We start from the raw sequence: 22,592 nt of genomic DNA on the forward strand, positions 1-22,592 counted from the left end.
GGCGGCGGGACGCCTGCCGGCCCGACGTTCAGCGTCCGGCCATCGCCATCGGCCGCTTGCCGTTGCTCATTCCCGCCATCTTGATCACGCTCTTCGAGGCGCCCCTCATCCCACCGGCACGACCGAGCATCCCGCGGAACACCTGGCCGGGCTTCTGCTGCTCACCCATGTACGCGGTGACCACGACCAGGGTCCCGGTCAGTGCCGGAATGGCCCACTGGAGCAGCTTCATCTGCCGCTGCGACGAGGCCACACTGGCCGGGGTCTGATGGTTCGGCTCGGTCGCGCCGCTCACCGACGGGCCGCCGGCCTTCTCCAGCCGCATGCCGACCAACCGGCTGTAGCCGGTGACCGCCAACGCGCCGATGGTCAACGCCGTCTTGATGGCGCTGGCCCGGCCGACGCCGGCCTGTGCCGCCACCCGTGGGCTCTCGGTCACCAGCTCGCCGACGGCGCCGGCCAGGTGGGCGCCGATCGCTGCCGCGTTGACAGGTGTCCACTTGGACCATCCGGCCGAGGCGACCGGGAGCCGCTGGGTCGAATCGCTGATTTTCGCCGCTGCGCCGTTGACGCCGAAGGCACCCATGAGGGAGCCGCCAAACCAGGCCGCCAGGCCCAGATCGTGCATCGAGCGCAGTGCGGTGTGCCGTTCGGACATGTGATCCCCTTCCGCCGTGTCGGGCGGTGCGGCTTACCCGCCGGTCGGGCGGCTAACCCCGCCCCGGTCGGGCCGATCCGCCCCCTGGTGGGCAGCTACGGGACATCAGTGTCGTCGGCGGGTAAGCCTCGCCTGAGCAGGAGTCGTTCGCCCGGTGGCGGGTAGATCCCGAGCGACGCCGACGAGAGGGGAACGCGATGTCGCAGCCGGACGAGAGCCGGGAGAAGACCCCCAAAACAGACGCCGTGCTCATGCACCCCGACAACGACCCACACCGCAACACCGCCGAGGTCGCGCCCCGCAAGGAGCACGCCGAGATCCAGGTGGAGCGGGACGGTGAACTGGTCCCGCTGGACCAGGACGAGTGAGCCGACCCTCGCCCGCCGAACGGCAGGTACGGCTCAGCGGGGCGGCAGGTCGCCGACGAAAGCGGCGATCCGCCGCGCCAGCGGGGCGCTCGCACGGACCCAGGTGAAGTGGTCCAACGTCGCCCCGGCCTGCGCCACTGTGTACCGCTCCCGGGTCACCGGCGCGCCGCCGAGCTTCGCGCAGAGGTGATCCATCGTCTCGTGCGGGGTGTACTGGTCGTCGTCCACGCTGACGGCCAGCACCGGGGTCCGTACCGAGTGGATCGCCGCCTCGGTGTCCGTACCGTCGAGCCGGGGGAACCGGCCGGTCCGTGCGGTGTACGCCCAGTCGCGGATCACGCCGCGCGCCTGCCGGCCGCCGAAGCCCCAGCCCGGCCAGACCCCGAGCAGCGCCGCCGTGGCGGCGATTCCCTGGGTGTACGGCAGCACGCCGAGCCCACGCCGGCCCGGGTAGTTCCGCCAGTACGGGACCCCGACCGCGATCAGCGCCAACCCGTCCACGTCGCCGCTGCCGTGCAGGGCGAGGTGCAGCAGCGCGGCCTGCCCGCCGAGCGAGTGCCCGAGAAGCAGTCGGGGGCGTCCGTCCAGTCGCGGCTTGAGGGCGGCCAGGACGGCGCCGACGTCGCCGGCCAGTTCGGCGTAACCGTGCCGGTCCGCCCGACTCGGCGCGGGCGTGCTCGCTCCGGTGCCGCGCAGGTCGGCAACGACCACGGCCAGCCCGGCGGCGCGCAGCGTGGCGGCGAACGGCCGGTAGTACCGGGCCCGGACCCCCATCGCGGGCCAGATCACGACCACCGGCGCGCCCGTCACCCCGGCCGGCTCCGGGTACACCTGCACACCGAGCCGGCCACCGTCGACGTCGACGAACTCCTGCGCGTACTCCTGGTCCCCGTTCACCGGCCCAGCCTACGGCCTGACGTTACCGGCGGGTAGCAGCAGGCCGGGACGTGCGGGCACGCCGTACCCGCGACGGAGGGCCCCGCCGGACGGCGGGGCCCTCCGAGGACGCTGCGGTCAGGAGACCGAGATCGCCCCGTTGCTGGCGCGGACACAGGCCACCGCACGGGCGCTTGTGGAGGCCGCGCCGCTCAGGCACTGGCCGAGCACCTGGTGCCCGGTGGCGTTCGGGTGCCACGACTCCTGGCAGGTCTGGAAGTAGCTGACGCAGGTGTTGGCGATCCGCTGGATGGCGATCTTGTCCTTGCCGGCGAGGCTGGTGACGAAGGTGCCGGTCGCGCCGTCCTGAAGCCGGATCGGAGTGGCAAGCGCGCCGCTCGGGCTGCTGGTCTGCTCGCAGAGCCGGGCGCCGTTGAAGGCCTGCTGCACGTTCAGGTACACCAGGTCGTCGGCCGGGAACTCGGCGGCCAGAGTGTCCCGGGTGGACTTCACGATGCCGCCCAGGCCCTGGGAGAAGCGGTGCCCCGGCGCCAGGCTGGCCCGGTGGATCGGGCAACCTGCCGCGTACCGCTCGGCACCAAGGTCACGGAACTTGTCCCGGGTGTCGTCCCGGCTGTCCTCCTCGTGGAACTGCTGGTTCAGGTCCAGCGGCAGCGGGTTCGTGTAGTCCTGGAACACCACCCGGTGCTGACCGTCCGCGTCCACCTGGTCGAGGGTGGTCAGGATCTGGCGTACGGCCGCGGTGGTCTCCGCGGTCGCGGCGCTGAGCTGCGCGGCGGTGGCCAGGTCGGCGTCGCTGCAGGGCTTCTGCTCCACCGGGCCGTTCAGGTACGCCCAGAACTCCCACCAGCCCGTCCAGGCGTCGGCGATGAACCGGTTGGCGCACTTCTCCGCGACGCTGCCGAAGGTGAACGAGCTGTTGTTGGAGCCGAGGCCGATCAGCACCAGGTCGATGTCCTGGGTCTGCGCGACGGCGCGCAGTTGGCTCAGCTGCGAGGCCACGGTGCGACCGTTGGTCCGCGCCTGCGAGGCGTTGGCGATGTCGTGCGGCTGGCCACCGGAGCAGGCCAGGTTGAACCGGTTCTGGATGCCCGGCAGGTTGGCCTGGTTGAGCGAGGCGTTCGCCGAACGGTGGCAGAAGAACGCGTTGTTGTTCGCCGCCGTCCAACCGGGGAAGCCCTGGCTGACGCCGTTGGCGTCGACCACCGGGGTGTACGCCCCGGCGCCCTCGCCACTGATGAAGCTGTCCCCGAGCGCCACCGCGGCGGTGGGCAGCGCGGCGGACGCGGGTGCGGGCAGCGCGACGGCGGTCGACAACGCGGCCATGGCGATCGTTAGTCCCGCGGCGAGCGCGGTACGCCGGAACCTGGGCATGGGGCCCCCATCCATCGAAAGATGAAAGATTCTCTGAGAGCGCGATCAGATCACCCCTGTGCGACGGGCGTCAATGGCCCGTAACAGATTCGTTCGACGAAAGACACGCGCACGTAGGCATGACGCCCTACCGCGTAGAGATCGGCGTTCGTCGGCGCCCGTCGGCGCGCGGAGCTAGCGACCGGTCGGGTCGTCGCGGCGGTGCAGCAGCGCCGCGCCGAGGGCGTTCAGACCGACACCCCAGATCAGGAGTACGCACAGCCACTGCACCCACCGCAGCACGGTCATCTCGCCCGAGAGCAGGTTGCGCACACTGCCGAACGGGGTGAGCCACGGCTGCGCCGGACGGCTGGCGTCCACGGCACCCAACAGCGCGAACAACCCCAGCGGCAGAATGATCGTGGCCAGGAACGCCACCACCACCGAGCGCACCAACAGGCCCAGCCCGGTGCCCACCAGGCCGGCGACGATCTGCACCAGCACGCTGCCCACCGCGACCGTCCCGGCGAACCGCCACGGCTCGTCGGCGACGTCGGCCGGGGTGAGGGCCAGCGTCGCAGCGCAGACCAGCACACCGACGACGCCGATGACGACCGCCGGCACCCCCACCGCGAGCACGGTGGGCAGAACCGGGACACGTACCGACGCCCGCCGCAGGTCGCGTACCAGCAGGATGCCGAAGAGCGGCGTCACGACCGACATCAGGCTCTGGACGGTGCCGGACAGATCGGCGAACGTCCGATCGGCGGGAGCCGCCGCCGCGACCAGCGCCACGGCGGCCAGTAGCCCCGCAACCACTGTGCCCACCAGCAGCCACCGCCGGGCCCGCGTGCCGAGGGAGCGCCGCAGAGCGTCGCGCATCGTCTCGTCCACCTCGACCGCCTCCTGATCTCCTCGACCCGGACCGGCGTGCACCCGCGCTCAACCGGCCGCGATCACGCGTCAGCGTACCGGTGACGCTGTCTCTGCGTGGTCCCATGATCACCCGCCGGCTGTTCGTTGGCTCACGTCCGGCGGGCCGCGCGCGGCGGGTCGCGTAGGTCCTCCGGTGGTTGTCCTAGCCTCGGGCTAGGCTCGCTGCGGCGCGCCACGCCGGCTGATGTCGCCGGTGACCGGCAGCACACCGCCGAGACCGGGGAGTACGACCAGTTGACCGCAGAGCCTGACACCCTGTACGGGGCCGATGACCTCACCCACCTTGAGGGGCTGGACGCTGTCCGCAAGCGGCCCGGCATGTACATCGGTTCCACCGACAGCCGTGGCGTGGGTCACCTCGTCAACGAGATCCTCGACAACTCCACCGACGAGGGTGTCGCCGGTCACGCCAGCCACGTCGAGGTGATCCTGCACGCCGACGGCTCGGTGCAGGTCGACGACGACGGCCGGGGCATCCCCACCGACGTGCACGCCAAGTCCGGCATCTCCGGCGTCGAGCTGGTGCTGACCCGGCTGCACGCGGGCGGCAAGTTCGGCGGCTCCGGCTACAAGACCTCCGGCGGTCTGCACGGCGTCGGCGCGTCGGCGGTCAACGCGTTGTCCCGCCGCTTCGACGTGACAGTCCGCCGGGCCGGCAAGATCCACGCGATGTCGTTCCGGCACGGCGTCCCGGGCATCTTCGACGGCGACGGGCCGGACGCGCCCTTCACCGCCGGCCCCGGGCTCCAGGTGACCGGCGCCATGAAGCGCGGCCAGCGCACCGGCACCTCGATCCGCTGGTGGCACGACGCCCGCTACTTCGAGACCGGCGCCGCCCTCGACGTCGACACCGTCCGGATGAAGCTGCGCAACACCGCGTTCCTGGTCCCCGGCGTGACCTACCTGCTTCGCGACCTGACCGGCGAGACGCCCGCCGAGGAGCGGTTCCACTACCCCAACGGGCTCAGCGACATGGTGGAGTTCCTCGCCCCGGCCGGCGACCGCCCGGTCTCCGGCACCCTGCTCGTCAACGGCGAGGGCACCTACCGGGAGAACGCCGCCGACGCCAACGGTGTCATGCAGTCCAACGTGCAGCGGCGCGCCGAGGTCGAGGTGGCGTTCCGGTGGGGCACCGGTTACGAGCGCACCGTCGAGTGCTTCACCAACACCATCCGCAACGCGCACGGCGGCACCCACCGCAGGGGCTTCGAGCGGGCCCTCGTACGCGCGCTCGCCGACGCGATCCGCAACACCCGCGGTCTGCTCAAGGCCAAGGAGGAGCCGCCCACCCTGGACGACGTCCTGGAGGGGATGACCGCTGTGGTGCACGTGCGGATCCCCGAGCCGCAGTTCACCTCGCAGACCAAGGACGAGCTCTCCACCACCGGCATCACCAAGGTTCTCCAGTCCCTGGTTGACGCGCACATCAAGGCCTGGCTGGAGGACCGGCGCACCAAGGCCGAGGCGCGCACCGTCCTCCAGAAGATCGTCGACGCCGCCCGGGTGCGCCTCACCCAGAAACAGCAGAAGGACGCCGCCCGGCGCAAGACCGCCCTGGAGGGCGCGTCCATGCCGCCGAAGCTGGTCGACTGCCGGGCCACCGGCATCGACCGCAGCGAGCTGTTCATCGTCGAGGGTGACAGCGCCCTGGGGACGAGCCGGATGGCCCGTTCCTCGGAATACCAGGCGCTGCTACCGATCCGCGGCAAGATCCTCAACGTGCAGAAGGCCAACCTCCAGCAGGTTCTGGACAATGCCGAGTGCGCCGCCATCGTGCAGGTCCTCGGCGCCGGCTCGGGGCGGACCTTCGACCTCTCCGCGCTGCGCTACGGCCGCGTGCTGATCATGGCCGACGCCGACGTGGACGGCGCCCACATCCGTACGCTGCTGATCACCCTGTTCGCCAGGTACATGCGGCCGCTGATCGAGGCCGGTCGGCTCTACGCCGCGATGCCGCCCCTCCACAAGATCACCACCAAGGGGCGTAGCCCGCAGACCGTCTACACCTACACCCAGGCCGAGATGGAGGGGACGGTCCGCAAGCTGGAGAAAGCCGGCAAGCAGATCGTCACGCCCATCCCACGCTTCAAGGGTCTCGGTGAGATGGACGCCGACGAGCTGTGGGACACCACGATGAACCCGGCCACCCGCGCCGTCCGCCGGATCACCCTCGACGACGTCGACGCCGCCGAACGCATCCTCGAACTGCTGATGGGCGAGAAGGTCGAACCGCGCCGCAACTGGCTCATCGACTCCGCCGACCGCGTCGACCGGGATGCGATCGACGCATGAGCGAGCGAGCGAATTCGCGGTACAGCGCCCGTCCCGTTCCAGTGGAGAGCTGAGTCATGGCACGCCGTAAGGAAAACAAGGTCGACCTCTCCTCGTTCGACCAGGCCGGCGCGCGGGTCTTCGACAACCCGCTGGTCACCGAGGTCTCCGACTCCTACCTGGAGTACGCGTTCTCGGTCATCCACTCCCGCGCCCTGCCCGACGCCCGCGACGGCCTCAAGCCCGTGCACCGGCGCATCCTCTGGTCGATGTACGAGCAGGGCTACCGGCCGGACCGTGGGCACGTGAAGTCCGCGCGCATCGTCGGCGACACAATGGGTAAGTACCACCCGCACGGCGACACGGCGATCTACGACGCCATGGTCCGCCTCGCCCAGGACTTCTCCCTCAACGTGCCGCTCATCGACGGGCACGGCAACTTCGGCAGCCCCGACGACGGTCCGGCCGCCTCCCGTTACACCGAAGCGCGGATGTCCCGCGAGGCCATGCTGCTCGTCGGTGAGCTGGGCGAGGACACCGTCGACGTCGAGCCCAACTACGACGGGTCGCTGACCCAGCCAACCGTGCTGCCGGCGGCCTTCCCCAACCTGCTGGTCAACGGCGCGTCCGGGATCGCGGTCGGGATGGCCACCAACATGATCCCGCACAACCTGGCGGAGGTCGTCTCCGCAGCCCGCTGGCTGATCAACCACCCGGACGCCACTCTGGACAAACTCATGGAGTTCGTCCCCGGCCCCGACCTGCCCAGCGGTGGGGTGCTGCTCGGCCTGGACGAGGTGCGCCGGGCGTACGAGACCGGGCGTGGCGTGGTGCGGATGCGCGGCAAGGTGGAGATCGGCCCGATCGAGGGCAGCCGGGGCCGTCAGGCGATCACCGTGGTCGAGCTGCCGTACGGCGTCGGCGCGGAGAAGGTCATCGCCGCGATCACCAACGAGGTCACCAAGACCAAGCGGCTGACCGGCATCGCCGACGTCAAGGACCTCACCGACCGGGAGAGCGGCACCCGGCTCGTCGTCGAGTGCAAGGTCGGGGTCAACCCGCAGGCGCTGCTCGCCGACCTCTACCGGCTGACCCCGCTGGAGCAGTCGTTCGGCGTCAACAACCTGGTCCTGGTCGACGGGCAGCCGCGCACGCTGGGCCTCAAGGCCCTGCTGGAGGTCTTCCTGGCCCACCGCTACGAGGTGGTCACCCGGCGCACCTCGTTCCGTCGGCGCAAGCGTCAGGAGCGCCTGCACCTGGTCGACGGTCTGCTGATCGCTCTGCTGGACATCGACGAGGTGGTCCGGCTGATCCGGGGCAGCGACGACGCGCAGGCCGCGAAGGACGGGCTGATCAGCCGGTTCGGTCTCTCCGACATTCAGGCCACGTACATCCTGGACACTCCGTTGCGCCGGCTGACGAGGTTCGACCGGATCGAGCTGGAGACCGAGCAGGAGCGGCTGCGCACCGAGATCGCCGAGCTGAGCAAGATCCTCGACGACGAGCGGGTGCTCAGGAAGCTGGTCTCCGACGAGCTGGCGGCCGTGGTCAAGCAGTTCGGCACCGAACGGCGTACGACGCTTGTCGACGGTGACCTGAAGGAGGTGCTGGCCGCGTCCGCGCCGGCCGGCCCGCTGGAGGTCGCCGACGACCCGTGCCAGGTGATCCTCTCCGCGACCGGGTTGGTCGCCCGGACCGCGGCCGAGTCGGAGGAGAGCGCCGAGGGGCGCCGACGCAACGGCCGGGTCAAGCACGACACGGTACGCGCCATCGTGCACTCCACCGCCCGTGGTCGGGTGCTGCTGTTGACCAGCGCCGGTCGGGCGTTCAAGGTCGACGTCCTGCCGCTGCCGGTGCTGCCCGAGCAGGCGGGCACTGTGTCACTGCGGGGCGGTATGTCCGCGGCCGAGCTGGTGCCGCTGGCGGCGGGGGAGACCGTCGTCGGCCTGGCCCCGCTCGGCGGGCAGGCGGAGGGCTCACCGGGGCTGGCGCTGGGCACCCGGCAGGGCGCGGTGAAGATCTGCGCGCCGGAGTGGCCGGTGCGTTCCGACGAGTTCGAGGTGATCGGCCTGCGCGACGGTGACGAGGTGGTCGGGGCGACCTGGCTGACCGACGGCACCGAGACACTGACCTTCGTTACCTCGGAGGCGTCGCTGTTGCGCTTCCCCGCCGGGTTGGTCCGGCCGCAGGGCCTCAAGGGCGGCGGCATGGCCGGCATCAACCTGCCGGCCGGGGCGCGGGTGGCGTTCTTCGGCGCGGTACGCACCGACGACCCGGGGCACGGCGAGCCGATGGTGGTCACCTCCACCGGCGCGACAGTCAAGGTGACGCCGTTCAAGGCGTACCCGGCAAAGGGCCGGGCGACCGGCGGCGTGCGCGCGCACCGCTTCCTCAAGGGTGAGACGGACGTGGCGGTTGCCTGGGTGGGCCCGCGACCGGTCGGCGCGACCGCCACCGGCGACCCGGTGGAGCTGCCCGCGGCGGATCCCCGCCGCGACGGCAGTGGCTTCGCCGTGATGCTCGGCCCAACGGTGGTAGGCCACGTGATCGAGCGCGACTGACAGAGCCCACCCCGCGCCGTCCCCGAGGCGTGCCCGGCCCGCTGAAGATCGTGCTCGATCCGGGAAGTAGTGGCATCGCTGACGCGGTGATGCCACTCGATCCTGGATCGAGCACGATCATGGGAAATGGGGCGGCCGCCAGCGCGGTATGGTGAGGGCTCTGTTGTCGGTGAGGGTCTGGGTGCGCCGCTAAGCACCCCTCAACATGATTTCTTCTTTGTCCGGCGGAGTCGCCGGCGCGGCGTGAGCGCCGCCATCCGGGTCCGGCCGAGGCGTGAGCTGCGCGCCGCCCGCCGTCCCCGGCCACACCGCTGCTGGGGTCACCTGGTCGCCGCGCCACTGTGGCCGCTGCACGGCGCGAATCTGGGCACCCTGTTACGGACGTGCGACGCGGTCGGTGCCTGCCTCGCCGTACCTCCGTTTCGCTGGGTGGACGAGGCCGTGGCCCGGGGCAACACGCTGCGCCAGCCGGGCTGCGTCCACCGGGTCGGCAGTCCGCTGCGCTGGCTGGCCGCCGAACGCGCCGCCGGCAGCCAAGTTCTCGGGGTGGAGCTGGCCGACGAGGCCGTCCGGCTCGGCGATCTGCCCGCCGCTCGGGGCCGCACCGTGGTGCTGCTGGGGCACGAGGCGACCGGCATCCCACCCGAGGCGCTCGACCAGCTGGACGCGGCGGTGGAGATTCCGATGGTCGGCCACGGCCACAGCCTGAACGTCGCGGTAGCCGGCTCCCTGGTCCTCTACAAGCTGGCCGGCCTCCTCTAACCCGCGCCGCGCCGCGCCGCGCGCCGCTCCACCCTGCCCCCGCCCCGCTCGCGCCGCTCCGCCCCCGCCCCCGCTGGCGCCGATCTTGCACTTTCTGCCCCGACAATGCTCTGCGAAAGGGGCATAACGGCGTCCGAAAGTGCAAGATCGGCGGGGCGGTACTCGGCGGGGGTGGGTTCGGTGGGGTTAGGCGACGTTGTGGGGGCGGAACTGGACGCTCACCCGGGGGCCCACCGGGCGGGTGGTCTTGGGGATGGCGTGTTCCCAGGTGCGCTGGCAGGAGCCGCCCATGACGATCAGGTCACCGTGGCCCACCGGGAAGCGCAGGCTCTCGCCGCCTCCGCGTGGGCGGAGCAGCAGCGGGCGGGGTGCTCCGAAGGAGACGATCGCGACGATCGTGTCGGTGTGCGCCGAGCGGCCGATGGTGTCGCCGTGCCAGGCGACGCTGTCGCGCCCGGAGCGGTAGAGGCACATGCCGGCGGTGACGAAGGGCTCGCCCAACTCGGGCGCGTAGTGCTCGGTCAGCGCGGCCCGCGCGGCGGTGAGCACGGGATGGGGGAGTTGCCTCGCGCCGTCGTACCAGCAGAGCAGGCGGGGTACGTCGACCTCGGCGTCATACATGGTGCGGCGTTCGGCACGCCAGGGCACCTCGGTGAGCAGGGTGTCGAGGACCGTGTCGGAGCCGCGCACCCAGCCGGGGAGGTGGTCGACCCAGGCGCCCCGGCTGAGCTGGTGCCGGCGGACCTGGCCGGGCAGCGATCCCAGGGTCGGCCCGGCGTCGGCCAGGTCGAGCATCGACGGCTGGTAGGCGGCCTGCGTCATACGGCCACCCTAGCAGCACTTTCGTACACCCGTGCTAGCCGCGGACCGCCCGGGTCCGCCGCCACCCGGCATGATCGTGCTCGATCCTGGATGCAGTGGCCTCGCTCGCGGTACGAGGGGACTATTTCCAGGATCGAGCGTGATCTCAGCCGGTCAGCCGGTGACGGCTGCGGCGCGTACGGCGTCGAACACCTCGTCGACGACCCGCGCCCGGCCCTGGCCGTCGACGGTGGACCAGGCGCGGGCGGCGAGCGCCGAGCGCCGCTGTGGCGAGCTGAGCAGCCCGTGCAGGGTCCGTGCCGCCGTCGCGCGGGCGGCTCGTCCGGCGACGCCGCCGGCGGTCAGCTCCGGTAGCTCGCCGAGGCCGGCGGCCAGGCCGTGCCGCACCACCCGGGTGTACGACTCACGTTGGTTGTCGACCACGCAGACCAGTGCGCTGGGTGCGCCGAGGCAGCAGAGTTCCCAGGTCGACGTGCCCGCGGCGCTGACCACCAGGTCGGCCTTGGTGATCAGTGCGGGTAGTGAGGTGGTGGGTGGGACCGGTCGGATGATCTGCCCCCGGCCGGGGGTGACGTCCTCGACCTCCGCCTCGATCTCGGGTCGCCCGACGATGACCGTGAGGTCCATCGGGTGACCGGTGGCGACAAGCACCCGGGTCAGGACCGGGGCCGCGCCTACCGCGTCGGTGCCGCCGAAGAAGGCAAGCACCCGGGGGCGGCTGACCGCCGTGGCGGGCGGGGCGACAGGTGGTCGGGCGCCGATCACTGTGTCGCGCAGCAGGGCGTACCCGCTCCCGGCGAGCAACCGGCCGGGCAGCCCCACCCCGGCAGCCAACCCGGGCAGCCCTGCCCCGGCGGCCAACCCGGGCGGCTCCGCCCCGGCGGCCAACCCCGGCAGCTCCGCTCCGAAGTTCTGGTCGAGGTAGAGGTCCGCGATCTGACCTCGGCTGTCGCCGTCGATGATGGCGAGGGTGTACACGCCGGCGGCGCGCAGGGCGCCCGCCCCGGCCGGGTCCAGTTCGTAGGAGTCGAGGACCAGTACGTCCAGCTCGTGTCGGCGGGCCGCCTCGACCAGTTCGGCCGCCGAGTCGGGGCCGGGGAGCAGTGGGATGCCCCGCGCGGCCAGCTCGGCGGTGGCCCAGTCGAGTCGTTCGACGGTGCCGAACACGGTGACGTCGGCGCCACGGGCGAGGAATTCCTCGGCGAGCGCCAGGCAGCGCACGAGGTGGCCGACGCCGCGCCGGGGCCCGGCGTCGCAGCGCAACCCGACCCTGAGGGTGCTCAGGACTCCTCCAGCTGCTTCTGTCGTACGTCGGCGTTGAGCGCCCGCAGGTGGGGCTGTCCGTCGAGCCAGTCGGTGAGCTTGGCCAGCGGCACGCTGACGTCACCGAAGTGGTCGACGATCGCGCTGACCAACGCCCAGTCCTGCTCGGTGTCGAGGGTCAGCCGCAGCGCGGAGCGGTCCGGGGTGAGCGTCACCCCGAGCACCCGGAACAGCTCCGGATGGGTGTACGCGTACGAGGTCACGTGCACCCGGTGGTGGTCGGTGGCGAGCCGGCCCAGGGTGCGGAGCGTCTCCGCCCGGATGATCTCGACGTCCAGCCCTCGGGGCAGGGTCCGGGCGATCGACGTGCTCGCGTAGTCGAGCCCGGGGACCGCCCGGTACACCGACGCGACCAGGGCGATGATCTCCGGGTCGAGCAGCGGGCAGTCGGCGGTGAACCGCATGACGGCGTCCCCCGGGTGCGCCGCGAGGGCGCCCAGGAACCGGTCCAGCACGTCGTCGACCGGTCCGCGATGGCACGGCACGTCCAGCCGTACGCACTCGGCGGCCACCGCGTCGTCGACCGTGTCGGTGCTGGTGGCGACGACGAGGTCGGCCAGGACGCCGCTGTCCCGGGCGGCGCGTACGACCCGGCCCAGCACGGAACGTCCGGCGAGCGGGCGGAGCACCTTGCCGGGCAGCCGGGACGAGCCCATGCGGGCCTGCACGACGCCGACGATCCGTGGCCCCGCGTCGTTCGCGGTGATCTCGGGCAGCGGTACGCCGGTCACTGCTGTTCCTCCTGCTTGGGGGCCAGCACCGCGGTGGCCCGGCGTTTGGCGGCGCGGGCGCCTCGCTTGGCCAGCCGGGCCGGGGTGATGGCGAGCCGGCCCACCCGGTAGCTGATCGACCCGCTGAGCAGGCCGATAGTCGTCTCGGCCCGGCGCAGCGCCCGTTCCCGCGAGGTGAGCAGTTCCTCGGTCCAGGCGGTCAGCGCGGCAAGTCTGGTGAGTTCCTCGCGCTGGCGCAGCCACGCCTCGCGCAACTGCTGGTAGCTGTGCCCGCCGACGGGCGGGTCGGTCGGCGCGACCGCGTGCAGTTCGGTGGCGAGGTCGACCCTGCCGTCGGCGTTCAGCCCGTGCAGCGCGGCGGCGATGGCCGCTTCGGCCTCGACCGCCTCGCTGACGGTCGCGCGGTCGAGGTCGTGGCCGGCGAGTCCGCCGAGCACCACGGTCAGGCCGGCGACGTCGAGAGTGGACGACCACGGGTGGGCGTACCCGCCGGTGAGCAGGCCCGCCGCGAAGCGCCACAACCCACGGGCGAGCACCACGTCGGCGGGCAGCGCCGCGGTGGCCCGCCAGCTCGGGTCGAGCACCGCGTACCGCTCGCCGTCGACCACGACGTTGTCGGTGCCGGCCAGCGCCGCCGCGCCGGCGATCCGGCCGTCGGCGTCGGCCTGGTCGGCGAGCCAGCCCGCGTACCCGTGCAGCAGCGCGCGCAGGGCGGCCAGGTCGCGGCGGAGGGCGGCGTCGAGCAGCAGGGTACGCAGCAGCCGGCCGGACGGCACCGGCCCGGACAACGCGTCTGCGTCCCGGTACGCGGCCTCGCGGCTGGCGAACGGCGCGACGGCAGGCTTCGTCGCGTCGGTGGTCGGGATGAGCCCCCAGCGCCAACCGGAGGGGCCGTGCAGCACCTCCAGCACCCCGATCCCGGGGCGACCGGTCTGCACGAGCGCCACCGGCAGGTCCCCGTCGGTGGCCGGCGTGGTCGGGTCGGTGGGGTCGGCGGGCCGGTGGGCGAGGGTCAGCCAGCCCGGTGCGAGGTCGGCGGCGCGCCCGGCGTGCAGCGCGTCCACCGCCAGCCGGGCCGGGTCCTGGAGCACTGTGGCACTTGTGGAACCTCCGGCGCAGGCGCCGTGCAGCACCGCGTCGAACAGGCCGGAGCCCGCGTCCCGGTCGAGGTGGTCGGCGTCCAGCAGCGCCGTCGGGGTGCTGACATCGGGGTACGCGGCCCAGCACGCGGCCGGCCGCAGCCCCACCGCGTCGAGCCGCTCGCGCAGCTGGTCCCGGTTGGCCGGGTGGGCGCGGTCGAGCACGCCGCCGATCACCCAGGCGGAGTCGTCCCGGCGGGCGTACCACGGGGTGGTGTCGACCAGGCGGTGCAGGCCCAGCGGGTTGTCCAGGCGCAGCAGCATCGCGCCACCCGGTCGCACGGCGGCGGCGAGTCGCGCCAGCACACCGTCCCAGCCGAGCCGGGCGCCCTCCACCGACTCCACCGGGTCCAGCCCGGCGGCCGCGATCACCACGTCGTACGTCTCGTCGTCGGGCAGCCCGGCCGGGCCACCCACCACGAGGCGGGCGGCCCGGTGCGCCAGCGCCACCGCGTCCGGGTGGCTGCGCAGCAGGCAGGTCACCTCGGCGTGGGTGAGCTGGTCGAGCAGCGCCGGGTCGTGTGGGCCGGCTACCAGGACCCGGGCGCCGGGCGGCACCAGCCGTGCGGCCAGCGCGGCGAGCGGCCCACCGTTGGCCAGCCGTTCCTGCGGCAGGTCCGACCAGGCCAGCATCTCGCCGCCCGGCAGGGTGATCCGGCCGGCGGGTGCCGTCTCAGTCGTCACGGTCTTCCTCTTCCTCCTGGAGGTTCGCCCAACCGAGCAGCTCGCGGAGCTCGGCCGGCGTGCAGCGGTGGTCGGTGCCCAGCTCGGCGCGGGCGATCTCGACCGCGGTGGGCAGGTCGACGGTGGTGCCGTGCAGCTGCGGCCACTGCCGTCGGATCCGGGCGGTGCCGCCGAACGTCGGGTCCTCGTTGGACAGGATCATCGGGTCGCCGTAGACCGCCGGCTCGCACCCTGCTGCGATGCCGTAGAAGATCGCGCTGGTCAGCCGGTTGGATGCTACCCGGCGGTGCCGGCGCAGCTCGGTGAGCTGCCGGTCGAGGAACTCCGGGTCGGTGTCCTTCCACCAGTGCCCCCGGTAGCCGTGGCAGATCACCCGGAACCCGGCACGCTCGTAGAGCCGGCGTACGTTGCGCATCCGGTACTCGTGCCAGTAGAGGCAGACCGTGACCGGGCCCGGCTCGGTGTCCTGGATGAGGGCGATCAGTTTGCGGTGGTCGCCCTTGACGTGCTGTCCCTCCCAGCCGTGGAACGGGTACCAGATGGTGCCCTCCCGCTCCTCGGCCGGTGGTTCCTCGGGTCGCAGGGCCAGCAGGTAGCTGAACGGCGCGCCGATGACCACCACGTTGCGGCGCCCCACCGACCAGGCCCGGCGGCGGGTCTGCTCGGACCAGAGCAGGCTGGGGGTGCGCTCGGCGTACGGGTGGCCGGGGGCCAGGCCGTCGCCGATGTTCCAGCCGTGCTGCACGTACCCGTTGATCCGGGGTGGGTGCCGGTCGCCGAGGCCGGCGTACCGGGCCAGCACGTGCGCGTGGCCGTAGAAGTGGTTGGCGTGGTGCATCAGGTTCCCATCAGGCGGCGGAACGCACCGAGCCGACCCGTACCGCGGCGGTCAGCGCGTCGATGACGCGATCCTGGTCGGCGTCGCTGAGCCCCGGGTAGAGCGGCAGCGACAGCTGCTGGGAGTAGAACGACTCGGCCACCGGGCAGGATCCGCGTCGGTAACCCAGGTCGGCGAAGGCGGGGTGCCAGTGCACCGGGATGTAGTTGACCTGGACGCCGATGCCGGCGGCCCGCATCCGGTCGTACACCTCGCGGCGACGACCGTCGAGCACCCGGATCGGGTAGAGGTGCCAGGCCGGGTCGGCCCATGACCTGCGGGTCGGCAGCAGTACGCCGTCCAGGTCGGCCAGCGCCTCGTCGTAGCGGGCGACCAGGGCGCTGCGCCGGGCCGTGAACTCGGCGAGCCGACGCAGTTGGCTGCGGCCCAGGGCGCAGAGCACGTCCGGCAGCCGGTAGTTCAGCCCGAACTCGTGCACCTCCTGGTGCCAGCCACCCTCGTCCGGGAAACGCAGCTCGTCGCGTTCGCGGACCACGCCGACACCACGGAACCGGCGGGCCCGCTTCAGGATCGCCGGGTCCAGCGCCGCGACGGCGCCGCCCTCGGCGGTGGTCAGGTTCTTCGTGGGGAAGAACGAGAACGTGGTCAGGTCGGCGAGCGAACCGACCGGCCGACCGTGGTACGTCCCGCCGATCGAGTGCGCCGCGTCGGCGAGCAGCAGCGCGTCGCTGCCCTCGACCGACTTGCGCAGCGCGTCGTAGTCGGCGGGGTGGCCGGCGTAGTCGACAGCGGCGACGACCTTCGTGCGCGAGGTGACCGCGGCGGCGGCCGCCGCCGGGTCGAGGCAGAACGTCTCGTCGTCGACGTCGGCGAACACGATCTTCGCGCCGAGGGCGACCGCGCTGCTCGCGGTCGCCACGAACGTCATCGGCGGGACGACGACCTCGTCGCCGGGTCCGACCCCGGCCGCCGCGTACGCCACGTGCAGCGCCGCGGTGCCGTTGGAGACGGCGGCGACCCCGACCCCGCCGGTCCACCCGGCGAGGTCGGCCTCGAAGGCGTCGACCTGCGGCCCGGTGGTGAGCCAGTCGCCGCGCAGCACGTCGGCGACTGCCGCGATGTCGTCCTCGCTGATCGACTGCCGGCCGTACGGGAGCATCCCCGTCATCCGTTGATGCCGAGCATGTCGCGCAACTGCTCGACGGTGAGCCACTCGTCGTTGGTGTCCGACTGGTAGGCGAAGCCGTCCGGCACCGGGTCGCAGTCGACCGGCGGCTGGTAGCCCCAGGTGGCGATGGTCGGCTGGACGATGAACCGGCCGTCGGCGCGCAGCGTCCTCCGGCTGTCGTCGGGCGCGATCATCTCCTCGTGCAGCTTCTCGCCCGGCCGGATCCCGATCTCGTGGGTGGTGGCGTCCGGGGCCACTGCCTCGACCAGGTCGAGGATGCGCATGCTCGGGATGCGCGGCACGAACAGCTCGCCGCCCTGCATCTGGTCGAACGAGTCCATGACGAACTGCACGGCCTGGTCGAGCGTGATCCAGAAGCGGGTCATCCGCTTGTCGGTGATCGGCAGGCTCTTGCCCTCGGCGGCCAGCCGACGGAACAGCGGGACGACCGAGCCGCGGCTGCCCACCACGTTGCCGTAGCGGACCACAGCGAACCGGGTGGGGTGCTGGGCGGCGTAGTGGTTGGCCGACACGAACAGCTTGTCGCCGACGAGCTTCGTCGCGCCGTACAGGTTGATCGGGCTGGACGCCTTGTCGGTGGAGAGCGCGATGACCTTCTTGACGCCGGCCTCGATCGCCGCGTCGACGACGTGCTGTGAGCCGGTGATGTTGGTGGCGATGTACTCCGAGGGGTTGTACTCCGCGGTGTCCACCTGCTTGAGCGCGGCGGCGTGCACCACGTGGTCCACGCCGTGCATGGCCCGGGTGAGGCGGTGCCGGTCCCGGATGTCGCCGATGAACCAGCGCAGCCGCGGGTCGTCGCCGAGCTGCTGGCGCAGCTCGTACTGCTTGAGCTCGTCACGGGAGAACACCACCACGCGGGCGGGGTCGGCCTCGTTGAGGATGTGCCGGAGGAACGTCCTGCCGAAGGAACCAGTTCCCCCGGTGATCAGAATGGACGATCCATTCAACTCACTCAATGTGGTGCTCCCGTGTTCGTGGATGAACGAGCGGCCCTGGGCCGGCCGACCGGGGTGACACGCTAGCCATGGCGGGTTAACTCCCCGGCGCTCGTGGGTGAACCACAACCCCTGTCTCCGTGAATGCCGGGCACCGCGTAGGCGAACACTTTCAACCGCCCGGGATGAGGGCTGACCTGGCCGGATCGGGCCGCTACAGTGACCGCGCGAATGACCCGGCGGCCCTGCGCGGAGCCGGTTCCCGTGTTCACCCGACATTCACACCAGCGTGGTGCGAGCGGGCCACCCCGAGTGTCACCGACGCGGCCAGCGGGCCGCCGGGCCGGCACGGGCCCGGTCCGGCGGGCAATTCTGGAGGCGTTGATGGCACCCGGTAGTGACGTGATCGAACGGCCGGCGGTGGTGGCCGAGGCGCCGAGTGGCCAGCCCGCCCGGCGTTGGCTGGTGTCGCTGCTGCTGGTCGTCGGTTGGGTGCTCAGCGTCGCCTGGCGGATGTGGTGGTCCCGGCACATCGTGCTGCCGATCGCGCACACCGACGAGGACAGCTACCTGAATACCGCCCGCGCCCTGGCCGGCGGCCCGGGGGGCTTCAGCAGCGAGAACGACCTGCTGCGCCGGGTCGGCTACCCGATGCTGATCTCGCCGGCGTTCCTCGGGGACCGGGACTTCACCGACAGCTACCGGATCGTCCAGCTGATCAACGCGATGGTGAACTCGACACTGCTGCCACTGGCGTACGTGTTCGGTCGCCGCCTGTTCCAGCTGCGCCGCTCGTACGCGCTGCTCGGCGCGGTCGCGGCGGTGACCCTGCCGGCCACCGCCTTCTACGCGGGCGTTGCCATGATCGACGCGGTGATGGCGCCGCTCGTGGTCGCCTGGCTGCTCGCCGTGCATCGCTGGATCGCCCGGCCCGGCCCGCTCGCCGCCGCCACCGTCGGCCTGCTGGTCGGCGGTTTCCATCTGCTGCACTCCCGCGGCCTGGTGATCGTGGCCGTGCACGCCGGGTTGGTCCTGCTGCTGTTCGTCCGCCGCCGGATCAGCCCGCCCGTGGTGCTCGCGGCGCTGCTGCCGGTGCTCGCCATGGCGCTCGTCAACGAGGCTGCCATCCGTTACCTCGGCGGCAAGGTCTACCTGCTCGGCAGCACCCCCGGCGGCAGCACGCTCGAGGCGATCGCCTCCGCCCAGGGTGTGGTCCGGGTGAGCGCGGCGGTCACCACCCAGCTCTGGTACCTCGTGGTGATCACGTTCGGGTTGGCGGGGGTGGCCTGGGCCGGCGCCGTACGCGAGCTGTGGCGTCCACGGCACGGCGACGCGGCCCGCTGGACGATGGGCGTGGCGCTCGCGGTGACCGTCGGGGTGGCCGGTGGCGCGTCGGTGATCCTGTCCGGCATCACCGGCAAGCCGCTGGACGCGATCTACGGCCGCTACGTGCAGATGCTCGCGCCGTTCTGGCTGCTGGTCGGGCTGGGGGTGCTGTTCACCGCCGGGTGGCGGGTGGTGCTGCGCCGGGCGGCCGTCGCGGTCGCGCTGCTTGTCGGTGGCGGCGCGCTGATCGCGGCCCGACTCGCGTACGTGGCCAGCCAGGGCCACCAACTGCGCTACGGCGGTTTCAGCGCGCCGGACCTGGTGGCGTTGACCGGGGGATTACGGGAGCTGCGACCGGTGGTCGGGTCGCTTGTCGGCATCGCCGGCTGCGTGCTGCTCGTCGCCACGGTCCGGGTGCCCCGTCTACGGCTGCCGATCCTCGGCGCCCTCGTGGTGGTCAACCTCGTCACGATGCAGGTGATCGACCAACGGATCGTGCGACCGACCGCCGCGAGCACCGCGCCGACACCCCGGGTGGCCGACGTCGGCGTACGCCCCGGCGAGCGGGTGTGGGCCTCGACCGGTGTGCACTACGTCCTGCGGTTCAACCTCAGCCACCAGGTGACCTGGACCGACGTCCGGTGGTTCGGCGTCGGGCAGCCGCCGGCCGCGGCGCAGGTGGTGTTCGCCCGCTGGGCACCCGGGCAGGCCGACGACTGGGACGGCACCGCGTACGGCTTCGTCCGACTCGGCGGCAACCCGGAGCAGCACTGGGCGGCCTGGCGACGGGCCTGACGGGCCACGCCCCGGTGGACACCGCTATTCGTGAACGGCGGATGTCCACCGGGAGCACTGTCGGTTAATGGTTGCGGTCCATTGCGGAAAAGTGTCCGGTAATCAGCGCTGACGGCGGTCCGCGCGGGCCAGGGAAATCGGGATGACGGTGATTTCCCGCCCGTCGGACAGCTCCTGTCGCGGAGTGCCCTCGACGAATCGGAAACGTCGGTTCATCTGTCGTACGACGGTATTGTGGCCGAGCACCTCGCCGTCGAGTCGCTCCAGGTGCAGCCCGTCGAAGGCGTACTCGACGGCCTCCCGCATGACCCCCAGCCAGGCCGGCAGCGTCTCGTCCCGACCGCTCAGCCCGTCGGCGTCGAGATAGAAGCCCCACGCGCCGGTGCGGGGGCCGTCCAGCCGCAGGTCGAAGAAGGTGACCACACCGCAGGGCCGGTCGTCGCGGACGTACACGAGCACCCGCCGGGACGGGTCGTCGCGGACCGCCGACCACCACCGGGCGTGCTCCTCGGTGGTGATCTCGTGACTGGTCTTGCTGACCTGTCGATTGGTTTCCTGATTACGCCAGGACAACATCAGATGAACGTCGTCCGCCGTCGCTTCGCGCAGCACGTGCGTCTCGCTTTCCTAGCCGTTCACGTCGGGCCCCGGCACCTTACCCGGGCCTACCGGGAAATCAGATATGCATTCGTTGGGTTGTAGACTGCGGCACATGAACGAATTGAGTCGCGCGCAGATCCGCGACCTCATGGCTCAGGTGCTGAAGAACCAGGACAAGGAGCTGCCCGCGGACGACGCGGCGCAGTTGCGGGAGATCGGCTTCCGGTCGCTCGACTTCTCCGAGCTGGCCCTGCGGGTGGAGGACGAGACGGGGGAGGAGCTCAACTTCGACGCCCCCGGGCTGCGTCGCATCGCCACCGTCGGGGACGTCCTCGACTTCCTCGTCGAGCTTCAACACCAGTGACAGTCGCGACGTCGCGCCACCCCACCGCCGGGCACCCGGAGCCGGCCGGTGTCGACAACCGGCTCGTCGTCGGCGGCGCCGCGCTGACCTGGCGCTCGCTGCCGACACCCGCACTGCCCGACCCGGCGGCGGTGCTCGCCCACTCCGCCGTGCACGCGCTCACCGCGGCGCGGCAGCACGCCGTGCACGGCACTGAGCTGCTGCTCAGCACCGCGAGTCGGGTCGACGCGGCGATGCGTGCCGAGCTGCTGGAGGCCGGGTTCACCGTCGGCGTCCTCGACGACGACGGCGTGCACCCGACCCCACCGGCGCGACCGCGAGCCGCCGAGCCCGGTCGGCTCTGGTTGCTGACCTCGGGCTCCACCGGCCGTCCGAAGCGGGTCGGGCACACCCTCGACACGCTGACCACGGTGCGGGCGGATCAGCCCGACCGAACCTGGCTCTGCCCGTACGCCCCCGGCACGTACGCCTGGTGGCAGGTGGTCACGCTGTCGCTCACCCAGCCGGGCCAGCACCTGGTCGTGGTCGAGCCCGACGAGTTGGACGACTGGCCCGCGGTCGCGGCAGCGCACGGGGTCGACGCGGCCTCCGGCACCCCGACCTTCTGGCGGCGCACCCTCTACCGCGACGCCGACGCGCTGGCCCGGGTGCCGCTGCGTCAGATCACCCTCGGCGGAGAGCCGGTGGACCAGGCCATCCTGGACCAGCTGCGGGAGGTCTTCCCGACGGCCCGGATCTCCTGGATCTACGCGTCCTCCGAGGTGGGCGCGTCCATTGTGGTGCACGACGGGCGGGCCGGTTTCCCGGTCGACTGGCTGGACCGAGCGACCCCGGGCCGGCCGACGCTCTCCGTCCGCGATGACGAGCTGGTGGTCACCTCTCCATACCACGGTGCCGGTCTCGCCGGCCCGGTCCGCACCGGCGACCGGGTGCAGGTGCTCGACGGCCGGGTGCTGATCACCGGCCGGCTCGACTCAGACGAGATCAACGTCGGTGGCAGCAAGGTCTCCGCCGGTGTGGTCCGCGGCGTGCTGGCCGAACATCCGGCGGTGGCCTGGTCCCGCGTGACCGGCCGCCGCGCCCCGGTGCTCGGGCGGATGGTGGTCGCCGAGGTGGTCCTCGCCCCCGCCGGGGTGGCCTCCACCGACACCGGTGTGCCGGACGAGGCCGCGCTGGTCCGCTGGTGCGCCGACCGGCTGCCCGAGCACGCGGTGCCGCGCCGAATCCGCGTCCTGACCGACATTCCCGTCAAGGAGACCCTGAAGAGCGATGTCTGAGTCCGCCGACACCCAGCTCGTCCCGCCCAGCTCCGTGGTCCTCGTCTCCGGCGGTTCCCGTGGCCTGGGCCTGGCCATCGTCACCGACCTGCTCGACGCGGGCGTACGGGTGGCCGCGTTCGCCCGCACCATCACCCCGGAGCTGGAGAAGCTCGCCGCCGAACACCCCGACCGGGTGCACGTCGGCTCGGTGGACGTCACCGACCTGCGCGCCGCGCAGAGCTTCGTCCGTGAGGTGGAGCAGCGCCTCGGCCCGATCGACGGCATCGTCAACAACGCCGCCATGGGGCAGGACTCCCTGCACGCGCACACCGCCACCGACGACATCGCCCGGATCATCGAGACCAACCTGACGGCCCCGCTCCAGCTGACCCGGCTGGTGATCCGCCGGATGCTCGCCAAGGGGCTGCGCGGGCGGATCGTCAACATCACCTCGATCTGCGGCCAGCGCGGTTTCCCCGGTCTCGTCGCGTACTCGGCCACCAAGGGCGGCATGGACGCCGCCACCCGCTCGCTCGCCCGCGAACTGGGCGGCCGGATGCTTGTCAACTCGGTGGCGCCCGGCTTCTTCGCCTCGGAGATGTCCGCTGTGCTCGGTCCGACCCAGCTCGACCAGATCGTGCGCCGCACCCCGACAGGTCACCTGACCGAGCCGGAGGAGGTCACGCCGGTGGTGCGGATGCTGCTGCGGGAGCACACCAACATCAACGGCCAGGTCATCGTGGTGGACGGTGCCGCCGCCATCTGATCTGCGGCCGAT

20 protein-coding genes are annotated in these 22,592 nt (G+C 72.1%); 8 read left to right on the forward strand and 12 right to left on the reverse strand.

What is annotated here, in order from left to right; translation table 11 throughout:
- Positions 1-28: 28 nt before the first annotated feature.
- The gene (locus ACQP0U_RS09835; RefSeq protein ID WP_433317717.1) at positions 29-658 is read right to left on the reverse strand and encodes a hypothetical protein; all 630 of its coding nucleotides are present in this window, start codon (positions 656-658) and stop codon (positions 29-31) included.
- Positions 659-855: 197 nt separating this feature from the next.
- On the opposite strand from ACQP0U_RS09835, the gene ACQP0U_RS09840 reads away from it, so the two are divergent.
- Entirely contained in the window at positions 856-1,026 is a 171-nt protein-coding gene (locus tag ACQP0U_RS09840; protein ID WP_158629581.1) for a hypothetical protein, read from the forward strand.
- 33 nt (positions 1,027-1,059) lie between these two features.
- On the opposite strand, the gene ACQP0U_RS09845 is transcribed toward ACQP0U_RS09840, so the two are convergent.
- The 3 genes from ACQP0U_RS09845 to ACQP0U_RS09855 all read right to left on the reverse strand — a co-directional run bounded on the left by ACQP0U_RS09845 (position 1,060) and on the right by ACQP0U_RS09855 (position 4,212).
- Complete coding sequence (locus tag ACQP0U_RS09845) at positions 1,060-1,923, reverse strand: alpha/beta hydrolase family protein (protein WP_433317718.1); 864 nt, start codon at positions 1,921-1,923, stop codon at positions 1,060-1,062.
- Positions 1,924-2,040: 117 nt separating this feature from the next.
- Positions 2,041-3,297 (reverse strand): hypothetical protein, encoded by a 1,257-nt coding sequence (locus ACQP0U_RS09850; protein WP_433317720.1) that lies wholly within the window; start codon positions 3,295-3,297, stop codon positions 2,041-2,043.
- A 174-nt stretch (positions 3,298-3,471) separates the two neighbouring features.
- Entirely contained in the window at positions 3,472-4,212 is a 741-nt protein-coding gene (locus ACQP0U_RS09855) for a hypothetical protein (RefSeq protein WP_433317722.1), read from the reverse strand.
- Between the two features lie 234 nt (positions 4,213-4,446).
- On the opposite strand from ACQP0U_RS09855, the gene ACQP0U_RS09860 reads away from it, so the two are divergent.
- The 3 genes from ACQP0U_RS09860 to ACQP0U_RS09870 all read left to right on the forward strand — a co-directional run bounded on the left by ACQP0U_RS09860 (position 4,447) and on the right by ACQP0U_RS09870 (position 9,806).
- Positions 4,447-6,504 (forward strand): DNA gyrase/topoisomerase IV subunit B, encoded by a 2,058-nt coding sequence (locus ACQP0U_RS09860; RefSeq protein ID WP_433317724.1) that lies wholly within the window; start codon positions 4,447-4,449, stop codon positions 6,502-6,504.
- 56 nt (positions 6,505-6,560) lie between these two features.
- Entirely contained in the window at positions 6,561-9,044 is a 2,484-nt protein-coding gene (locus ACQP0U_RS09865) for a DNA gyrase/topoisomerase IV subunit A (protein WP_433317726.1), read from the forward strand.
- Positions 9,045-9,287: 243 nt separating this feature from the next.
- Complete coding sequence (locus tag ACQP0U_RS09870) at positions 9,288-9,806, forward strand: TrmH family RNA methyltransferase (RefSeq protein ID WP_433317727.1); 519 nt, start codon at positions 9,288-9,290, stop codon at positions 9,804-9,806.
- A 186-nt stretch (positions 9,807-9,992) separates the two neighbouring features.
- Here the strand turns inward: ACQP0U_RS09870 and ACQP0U_RS09875 are convergent, their stop codons facing one another.
- The 7 genes from ACQP0U_RS09875 to pseB all read right to left on the reverse strand — a co-directional run bounded on the left by ACQP0U_RS09875 (position 9,993) and on the right by pseB (position 17,491).
- Complete coding sequence (locus ACQP0U_RS09875) at positions 9,993-10,628, reverse strand: alpha-ketoglutarate-dependent dioxygenase AlkB (RefSeq protein ID WP_433317729.1); 636 nt, start codon at positions 10,626-10,628, stop codon at positions 9,993-9,995.
- 153 nt (positions 10,629-10,781) lie between these two features.
- Positions 10,782-11,912, reverse strand: a complete 1,131-nt coding sequence (locus tag ACQP0U_RS09880; protein ID WP_433320734.1) for a PseG/SpsG family protein — start codon at positions 11,910-11,912, stop codon at positions 10,782-10,784.
- Complete coding sequence (locus ACQP0U_RS09885) at positions 11,909-12,607, reverse strand: cytidylyltransferase domain-containing protein (RefSeq protein ID WP_433320737.1); 699 nt, start codon at positions 12,605-12,607, stop codon at positions 11,909-11,911. Before ACQP0U_RS09885 ends, ACQP0U_RS09880 begins: the two co-directional genes overlap by 4 nt.
- Positions 12,608-12,678: 71 nt before the next feature.
- Positions 12,679-14,505 carry a class I SAM-dependent methyltransferase gene (locus tag ACQP0U_RS09890; protein ID WP_433317731.1) on the reverse strand — a complete coding sequence of 609 codons (1,827 nt, stop codon included), beginning with the start codon at positions 14,503-14,505 and terminating at the stop codon, positions 12,679-12,681.
- The gene (locus ACQP0U_RS09895) at positions 14,495-15,343 is read right to left on the reverse strand and encodes a hypothetical protein (RefSeq protein WP_433317733.1); all 849 of its coding nucleotides are present in this window, start codon (positions 15,341-15,343) and stop codon (positions 14,495-14,497) included. Before ACQP0U_RS09895 ends, ACQP0U_RS09890 begins: the two co-directional genes overlap by 11 nt.
- A gap of 10 nt (positions 15,344-15,353) precedes the next feature.
- Entirely contained in the window at positions 15,354-16,511 is a 1,158-nt protein-coding gene (locus ACQP0U_RS09900; protein WP_433317735.1) for a DegT/DnrJ/EryC1/StrS family aminotransferase, read from the reverse strand.
- Entirely contained in the window at positions 16,508-17,491 is a 984-nt protein-coding gene (gene pseB, locus ACQP0U_RS09905) for a UDP-N-acetylglucosamine 4,6-dehydratase (inverting) (RefSeq protein ID WP_196927510.1), read from the reverse strand. Before pseB ends, ACQP0U_RS09900 begins: the two co-directional genes overlap by 4 nt.
- A gap of 363 nt (positions 17,492-17,854) precedes the next feature.
- On the opposite strand from pseB, the gene ACQP0U_RS09910 reads away from it, so the two are divergent.
- Positions 17,855-19,591, forward strand: a complete 1,737-nt coding sequence (locus tag ACQP0U_RS09910) for a hypothetical protein (RefSeq protein WP_433317737.1) — start codon at positions 17,855-17,857, stop codon at positions 19,589-19,591.
- A 102-nt stretch (positions 19,592-19,693) separates the two neighbouring features.
- Here ACQP0U_RS09910 and ACQP0U_RS09915 read toward each other — a convergent pair whose 3' ends face one another.
- The gene (locus ACQP0U_RS09915; protein WP_433317739.1) at positions 19,694-20,203 is read right to left on the reverse strand and encodes a GNAT family N-acetyltransferase; all 510 of its coding nucleotides are present in this window, start codon (positions 20,201-20,203) and stop codon (positions 19,694-19,696) included.
- A gap of 100 nt (positions 20,204-20,303) precedes the next feature.
- On the opposite strand from ACQP0U_RS09915, the gene ACQP0U_RS09920 reads away from it, so the two are divergent.
- Genes ACQP0U_RS09920 through ACQP0U_RS09930 form a run of 3 tightly spaced genes read left to right on the forward strand, consistent with a single transcriptional unit; the run spans position 20,304 to position 22,580 of the window.
- Positions 20,304-20,555 (forward strand): acyl carrier protein, encoded by a 252-nt coding sequence (locus ACQP0U_RS09920; protein WP_091401397.1) that lies wholly within the window; start codon positions 20,304-20,306, stop codon positions 20,553-20,555.
- Positions 20,552-21,832, forward strand: a complete 1,281-nt coding sequence (locus ACQP0U_RS09925; RefSeq protein ID WP_433317741.1) for an AMP-binding protein — start codon at positions 20,552-20,554, stop codon at positions 21,830-21,832. The genes ACQP0U_RS09920 and ACQP0U_RS09925 overlap by 4 nt, the downstream gene beginning before the upstream one ends.
- A complete protein-coding gene (locus ACQP0U_RS09930; RefSeq protein ID WP_433317743.1) occupies positions 21,825-22,580 on the forward strand; it encodes an SDR family NAD(P)-dependent oxidoreductase in 756 nt (251 codons plus the stop codon). Before ACQP0U_RS09925 ends, ACQP0U_RS09930 begins: the two co-directional genes overlap by 8 nt.
- Positions 22,581-22,592 lie beyond the last annotated feature (12 nt).

It is taken from the genome of Micromonospora sp. CA-269861 (assembly GCF_050948505.1).
In the GTDB taxonomy this organism is placed as follows: domain Bacteria; phylum Actinomycetota; class Actinomycetes; order Mycobacteriales; family Micromonosporaceae; genus Micromonospora.